At 55.3% G+C, this 228-nt stretch carries 1 protein-coding gene; it reads left to right on the forward strand.

All coding sequences use genetic code 11. The features are described 5' to 3' along the window. The coding region (locus tag GBI66_RS19600) for a hypothetical protein (protein WP_171494361.1) at positions 1–228 on the forward strand (228 nt) is incomplete at both ends.

The raw sequence follows: 228 nt of genomic DNA on the forward strand, positions 1-228 counted from the left end.
ACGGTTGCCGGCGGGCAATTGGTACTTGATGCTGACAAAGTGATTAACGTCAGCATTGCAGCAACCGATGCAGCAGGCAACGTGGGCAACGCCACTGCGGCTGCGAGCTACACAGTCGACATCACCACACCAGTGGTGGTGGTCAATCCAATTACGGGTGACAACATCATCAATGCTGTTGAAGCAGGCGCAACCCAAACCGTGAGTGGTTCAGTGGTGGGCAGCTTC

The sequence above is a fragment of the Acinetobacter sp. TUM15071 genome (assembly GCF_008980925.1).
Lineage (GTDB): Bacteria > Pseudomonadota > Gammaproteobacteria > Pseudomonadales > Moraxellaceae > Acinetobacter > Acinetobacter dispersus.